Here is a 2,947-nt window from a genome sequence, read left to right as displayed (position 1 = left end):
CGAGGACATCTCGAACTCCGGGCTGATCTTCGCGGCGTTCCAGGCCGACGTCACCGCGCAGTTCGTGCCGATCCAGAAGCGACTGGACGAGCTGGACCTGCTCAACGAGTGGACGACGCCGATCGGCTCCGCCGTCTTCGCGATCCCGCCGGGCTGCGTCGAGGGCGGCTACATCGGCGACACCCTCCTCTGACCCTCACCGGCACCCGCCACAGCACCGAAGGACCAGAAGCATGACCACCACCGCCACGAGACCCCGCGACTCCGCCGACATCCCGCCCCCACCGCGCAGAAGCAGCGCAGGCTGGCTCGGACAGCTGCTGCTCCGCCTGCACTTCTCCGCCGCCCTGTTCGTCGGGCCGTTCATCCTCGTCGCCGCGACCAGCGGAGCGCTCTACGCACTCACCCCGCAGCTCGAGCAGGTCGTCTACGCGCAGGAGCTGCACGCCCCCGAAGCGGACACCTCCCTGCCCCTGGCCGACCAGATCGACGCCGCCGACGCGTACACCGGAGGCGGGCAGAGCATCGTCGCCGTCCGCCCCGCACCGAACCCCGGCGACACCACCCGGGTGATGTACGCGGACCCGTCGCTCGGCGCCAGCGAGACCCGCGCGGTCTTCATCGACCCGGCCACCGCCGACGTCCGCGGCGACCTCACCGCCTACGGCACCAGCGGCGCCCTGCCGTTGCGGACCTGGGTCAGCGACCTGCACCGGACGCTGCACCTCGGGGACGTGGGCCGCTACTACAGCGAGCTCGCCGCCTCCTGGCTGGGGGTCGTCGCCCTCGCCGGCCTGGGCCTCTGGATCATCCGCCTCCGCCGCGCCCGCGTGAAGAGGGACCTGCTGCGCCCCGCGCCGAGGACCACCGGCTACAAGCGCCTGTTCTCCTGGCACGCCTCCACCGGCGTCTGGCTGCTCGTCGGCGCCCTGTTCCTCTCGACCACCGGCATCACCTGGTCGCTCTACGGAGGCGGGAACTTCGAGACCCTCCGCTCCGCTGTCGGCTGGACCACGCCCTCGCTGGGGACGACGCTCGGCGACCGGACCGGCGAGGTGGCCGACGAGCACGCCGGACACGCCGGGCACGTCGGACACGGCGCGGCCACCGGCGACGCCGTCGAGTCGACGGCGGGCTACTCGCCGGCCGCCTACGACTCGGTGCTCTCGGTCGCCCGCGAGGTCAACGTGAACACGGGACTGGTCGAGATCCGGCCGCCCGCGGCGGAGGGCTCGGCCTGGGTCGTGCAGGAGATCCAGCGCAGCTTCCCGACCGAGGTCGACGGCGTCGCGATCGACGGGAGCACGATGCAGGTCGTCGACCGGGTCGACTTCGCCGGGTTCGGCCTCGTCGCCAAGCTCTCCCGCTGGGGCATCGACACGCACATGGGCTCGATGTTCGGGCTGCCCAACCAGCTGCTGCTGTTCGTCACCGCGGCCGGCATCGCCACGATGGTCGTGCTCGGGTACCTGATGTGGTGGAAGCGCCGCCCCACCCGCGGCCCCCGACGGCTCGTCGGCACCCCGCCGGCCCGGGGAGCTCTCCGGCGCGCGCCGTGGTGGGGAGTCGCGTCCGTCCTGGTGGTCGCCGCCGCGGTCGGGCTGTTCCTCCCGCTCCTGGGGGCGAGCCTCGCGGCCTTCGTGATCATCGACACGCTGCTGGGGCTCCGACCCGCGAACCGCTGAGCGCGCGGGCGCCGACCCGGTGAGGTCCACCGGGCCGGCGTCACAGTCCCTTCGGGAAGCCGAGGGAGCGCAGCACGGGGTCGAGGCCCTCCCACTGCTGACGCCGCTCCGCGTCCCGGTCGGCGTCGCTCCCCCGGAGTCCGACCGCCTTCCTCACCGTTGTCTCCGTGGATTCGGGGCAGTTGTCGGCTCCGGAACGCGCCAGGGGTCCCGGGTACGGCTGACCGCCTTCAGCCGCCTGATGGCATGCCGTGATGAGCCGCCCGGGACCCCGCAACGGCAGGACCGCTCATGGAGAGACGCGACCAGATCGCCCCGTGATGACATGCCGGCGAGGTCGTTCACGGCGCACCGCACCCGCTGAACGGAAGGACCCTGCGTGCCCCGACTCCGGGCCGGAATCGACGCCGGCAAGACCGACCACCACTGCCGGTGAGGGTGCATCGATGATGCTCATCGCGCGCCTCCGAGCCAGAGTCCTGTTGCTGCGGCGATGACGCTGAGGAGGAGCGTGCCGAGGGCGTTGATGGCGGAGGCGAGTTGGCGTCCTTCGGCGAGGAGACGGACGGTTTCGAGGCTGGCGGTGGAGAAGGTGGTGTAGCCGCCGAGGAAGCCGGTGCCGAGGACGAGTCGCCACGGCTCGGGGGCGATGCCTGCGAGGGCGAGGCCGGTGATCAGGCCGAGGAGGAGTGATCCGGTGACGTTGATGACGGTGGTGCCCCAGGGGTAGGCGCCGCCGGTGCGGGCCTTGATGAGCCCGTCGAGGAGGAGCCGTGTTGCGGCTCCGATTCCACCGGCGAGGGAGAGCGCGAGGAACAGTGCGGGTGTCATGCCGGCACCTTCCTCTGCGTGCGTCGCCGGTGGAGTGCTGCGGCGAGGGCGACTCCGGTCCAGGACGCGAGGGCACCGAGCAGGACGGTGCCGAGCGCGTAGAGGGCGGCGGGTGCGGGGTGTCCTGTGGTGAGCAGGTGGGCGGTGTCGGTGGCGAGGGTGCTGTAGGTGGTGAAGCCTCCGAGCGCTCCGGTACCGAGCAGCAGCCGTGCGGTGCGGCGTCGGCCCTCGTCGCTGCCGGCTCTGGCGAGGCTCTCCAGGAGTACGCCGAGCAGGAGCGCGCCGACGATGTTGATGGCGAAGACGACGGTGTCGAAGGCGGGATCGGCGGGGAACGCGAGGGTCAGGCCCTCCCGCGCCCCGGTCCCGACCGTGCCGCCGGCGGCGACGAGGAGGAGGTATCGCGGACGCAGGTGCACGGGTCGTGGCGT

Annotated in this window: 3 protein-coding genes and 1 pseudogene; 2 read left to right on the top strand and 2 right to left on the bottom strand. The window is 72.3% G+C overall.

Annotated elements, in window-relative coordinates:
• Positions 1-193: pseudogene (locus C5C37_RS16950) on the top strand (Dyp-type peroxidase domain-containing protein); the annotation flags it as partial.
• A gap of 40 nt (positions 194-233) precedes the next feature.
• On the top strand, positions 234-1,685 hold the full coding sequence (locus C5C37_RS16945) for a PepSY domain-containing protein (protein WP_104339335.1): 1,452 nt from the start codon (positions 234-236) through the stop codon (positions 1,683-1,685).
• Positions 1,686-2,138: 453 nt separating this feature from the next.
• Here C5C37_RS16945 and crcB read toward each other — a convergent pair whose 3' ends face one another.
• Positions 2,139-2,516: a fluoride efflux transporter CrcB gene (crcB, locus tag C5C37_RS16940; RefSeq protein WP_104224798.1), complete on the bottom strand. Its 378-nt coding sequence runs from the start codon at positions 2,514-2,516 to the stop codon at positions 2,139-2,141.
• Positions 2,513-2,947 (bottom strand): CrcB family protein (locus C5C37_RS16935; RefSeq protein WP_258074202.1); only part of this gene is annotated, 435 nt, incomplete at its 5' end. The genes crcB and C5C37_RS16935, both read right to left, overlap by 4 nt.

The sequence above is a fragment of the Rathayibacter sp. AY1F9 genome (assembly GCF_002932155.1).
Taxonomy (GTDB): Bacteria; Actinomycetota; Actinomycetes; order Actinomycetales; family Microbacteriaceae; genus Rathayibacter.
This window is presented reverse-complemented; position numbering and strand designations above follow the sequence as displayed.